Below are 3,975 nucleotides of genomic sequence, written 5' to 3'. Positions count from 1 at the left end.
TCGGTATTGGCGAAGCGGGCGGGGAGCCAATCTACGGACAGGCTCGAGGCCTCAGGGTGGGACGGCTTCCCAGGTACACTTCATCAAATCCCTTTATAACCCTTCCCTGGTATTTCCTTAGAAACAGAACATACAAGGGTGGGCTGTGCCTACCGGAAAACTCCGCAGCGCGGAGCTTCCGCGTTCCCACGCGGCGCGTGGGAACGAGAGAATCAGCTGGATAGTAGGGTCCGCTGCGCGGACCTTCGGAATGTCAACACCCCCTAGTCCACACCCTGGAGCATGTGAGCCAAGCGTGTGAGCATGCAGATACTATGAACTTGCAACAGCGGTCGAAACTAGGTACTAGTCGCTGGTCTTTGGTTGCCCCCTATTCCCGGATCTTCGGCCGCTCGAAGCCGGCCTGCTCCATGACCTTTTCATCAAGGACCGAGTACAGCTGCTCGGCGATTTCAGCCGCCGTGTCTCTACCCACGATCTTGCCCATTCGCCTGCGTGTCATACCGGCGGCAATCCCAGCCGCCAGCCAGATAATCGTTCGCGGCAATGCCTTCGATCCGGCTGTGAGAATACCGTAAAAAAACCGACTCAAAATCCAACCTAAAAGCAAAACCCAATTCAAAACCCAACCCAAAACCCAACCCAAAACCCAACCCAAAACCCAACCCAAAACCAAAACCAAAGCCAAACCCAAAACCAAAACCAAAACCGAATCCAAACCCAAAACCGTACCCAAAACCAAAACCAAACCTAAAACCAAAACCCAATCTAAAATCGAAATCAAACCCAAAACCCAACCCAAACCCAAACCCAAAACTAAACCCAAACCCAAACCCGAACCCAAACCCAAAACCGTATCCAAACCCGAAACCAAACCCAAAACCAAAGCCCAACCCAAACCCAAACCCAAAACCAAATCAGAATCCAAATAACCCAAACCCAAACCTAAACCCAAAACCCAACCCAAACCCAAACCCAAACCCAAACTCGAACTCGAACCCAAACCCAAACTCGAACCCAAACCCAAACCCAAACCCAAACCCAAACCCAAACCCAAACCCAAAACCAAACCTAGAAGTGATTTTGATTGCGATCTATGATCTGTCTGGCGCTTTAAAAACAAGTGGACATTAAGCATCGCTTGCCATTTGTTTTTCCATAAACACCGAAAATTGATCGGGGATAATGACAAGATGCCTTTCTCCGTAGTCGAGGGGTCTGCCAGCATGTCCGGTTGCGAGGCACAGAGCTGGCCCAGAAACGACAGGGATTGGGGAGATTCGAGTCCATCCGTCAAGGAGACCCCCGTAGCATTCATGATTGATCGCGATCGCGCACCCAGGTCTCCTGTACCGCCGGCCTTGGTGGCGGCCATGCGGTCGAGAAAGACGCCGGCGGCCAGTCGTTCGAGAAAGGATTTGTGGCCGAATCTGAGGCTGTTGGCCGTACTCGGGTCCTCCACCAGCAATCCAAAGGTGCGCACGTCGGTCTTGACCAGCTCCAGGGCGTCTTCTCTGTCTTGGAGCCGCGATTTGAGCGGGCGTCCGGAGGAGGACTGGCGGGCATCGGGGGATTTCGAGACCGCTTCTGGGATCTCCTCATAGAGCCGCTCGACCACCTCGTCGAGCTGCCCCAGGGCGATCTGATTGGGCAGCTTGTGATGGGCCATGTAGGCGGCTATGCCGTCCATAAAATAGGCCCGCTCGGATTCGTTCAGGCTCATGAAGTGGTGGTAATGGCGCGATTTCTCGGTCTGACGCCTGAGGGTATTCTTGATAAAGAGGCCGATGACGGTGGCGGAATCGATCCGCTCGCGTCGGGCCTCGATGAACGCCTCTGTATCCCACAGGTTGGCGACCAGGAACAGGAGGGAGGGGCGGGCCACGACATCGAAGAATGCCTGGTCTGTTTCGGCCAGTGCCAGGATCTCCTCTGTCACCTGATCCGGTGCCCAACGTAGAGACTCGCGTATCTGCTCCGGCGCGAAGGGACTCAGGCGTATCGCCTGGCAATAGGGGCCGCTGCCGCTGGACTCGTCGATGCCCAGGGCGACGCGGCGCTCCTTCCGGTCCAACAGGAAGTTGGGGCGGCCGGTGAAGACCAGCTTGGACTGGGGATAACAGAAGCGCCACAGGTTGCGGAAGTGCTTCAGGCGGGCCTCGGTGTCGCCCGCCTCCGCCATCTCGTCGAAGCCCTCGAAGATCAGGATCAGGCATCCGGCCATCAGCAGCTTCATCAGGGCCCTTGGGTTCAACCCCCGTTGTGCGGCCCAGGCCCCCAAGAGCTCGATGGGCTGCAGGGTGGCCGGACTCTTGCCCCGCAGCTCAATCACCAGCGGGATGCGCGGTGGATGTCCATGATGGTCCTGGACCAGATGGTAGGCGAACAACCAGGCGCCGGTGCTCTTGCCCTGTCCATATTCTCCGAACACCGCGATCTGGCGCTGACTTGGCTCCTGCATCCAGTCACGCAGAAATTCTTCCAGGTCCTTCCCCAGGGGTGTGTAGTCTTCGTCCAGCAAATGTGAGCGGACATAGGTATGGTGCAGACTGAGCTCCGAGTCGGGCAGCTTGTCTATCTCGACCCTACGTCGGATCTCGTCGAAGTAATCGGAGAAATTCACCAGCGAATCCAGCAATTTCGACTCGCTATACTGCTCGATACGTTCGCCACGGACCTCCCGTACCGTATCCGCAATACCTTCCTGCACGACGACCAAGAGGTCATTGTTGCCAGATCTGTAACCGGAGAGCTTCTGGACATAGTCAACAAAGCGTTTAACCCGTGCCTCGGTCGGCGCCGTCCTGGCCACCAGCACAGCCGCCAAGCGGTCGGTGCGCGTGTTACGACCTACCCAAACGTCTTCCCGGTCGTGCCAATCATCGTGGGGGTCGAAGCGTAGGCTGGGCCAGCGCAGCTCAATTAGCTCCCGGGCTTGGTCGCGCCAGACAAGGGAATCCGTGGGTGGCTCGATGATGGTATCGAATGGAGGGTCGCCGGTCCCAGCAAATCTCTCCAGCGGAGGCTCGCGGCGAATCAGCCGCCGGCCTTCCCTGATGCCCTCGTCCAGCACGGAGATCTGTTCCTTATTTCGCTCCGCTTTTGCCTGAAGGACGGAGCGGCCGCCGGACCAGTGCCGCCAGATCTGATACTGGAGCCACACAACAGCGATGGAGCCGAGAAGGACGAATATTCGTTCGATCGGATGGGGCTGAATTGGTTGGGGGGTGTTGGATAACCATTGGTTGATGAGGTTGATGACAGCAATCCAGGGCGGCTCTGCAAGCAGGCTCGTAATGACCGTCACGAACAGCCCGGTGGAGCTGGCGAGAAAGGCAAAGGCGTACTGCTCGCGGGTAAAACGCTTGGCCTGAAATTGGATATAGAGGGCGTATCCGACTGCGGCCAAGGCCACGCCGGTGAGGCCGACGACAAGGAGGTCCTGGATGCTCATAGGCCCATTCTCTATTTGGGTAGTGGTAAATTTATAAGTGTCAAAGTAGAGCGATTGATCTTTTTGATCCCCTCTCCCCTTGATCCCCTCTCCCCAACCCCTCTCCCAGGGAGGGTGTCGTAAAAGTCATTTCGAACCACAGAGAACACAGAGAGCACAGAGAAAGGAATCAGCCAATTCTCTGCGTTCTCTGTGTCCTCTGTGGTTTAGACTTCACAGACTGGCAGCTGACGCCACCGCTTTTGCGACACCCTCCCAGCGGGAGAGGGGCTTTTGCGACACCCTCGGTAGGGAGGGTATCGTAAAAGGTGACGCCCGAGGCGGTCTTTCTCGTTCCCACGCGCTGCGTGGGAACCTGGTTGCCCCGCGCCGCACAGAGCATCGGGCCGGTGTCCACCATGCGTATACCCGGGAACTAAACCTGCCGGCGGTCCGGCGTTATCTGGTGCGGCCCAGAAGGCGTCTGCTCTGACCGTTGCCGACAGCTGGTCATTGGGTGCGTAAGCCGTCTGAAAGACGGC

General features: G+C 57.2%; 1 protein-coding gene. It reads right to left on the bottom strand.

Annotated elements, in window-relative coordinates:
- Positions 1 to 370 precede the first annotated feature (370 nt).
- Positions 371 to 3,454 carry an NACHT domain-containing protein gene (locus BQ17_RS21725; protein WP_089726455.1) on the bottom strand — a complete coding sequence of 1,028 codons (3,084 nt, stop codon included), beginning with the start codon at positions 3,452 to 3,454 and terminating at the stop codon, positions 371 to 373.
- Positions 3,455 to 3,975 lie beyond the last annotated feature (521 nt).

Source organism: Candidatus Thiosymbion oneisti (assembly GCF_900092655.1).
In the GTDB taxonomy this organism is placed as follows: Bacteria; Pseudomonadota; Gammaproteobacteria; order Chromatiales; family Chromatiaceae; genus Thiosymbion; species Thiosymbion oneisti.
Note: the sequence above shows the minus strand (reverse complement) of the source record. Positions and strands in the feature narration are given on the sequence as shown.

Coding starts and splice junctions, on each gene's coding strand:
- BQ17_RS21725 (WP_089726455.1), bottom strand. CDS start 3,454: ATGAGCATCCAGGACCTCCTTGTCGTCGGCCTCACCGGCGTGGCCTTG.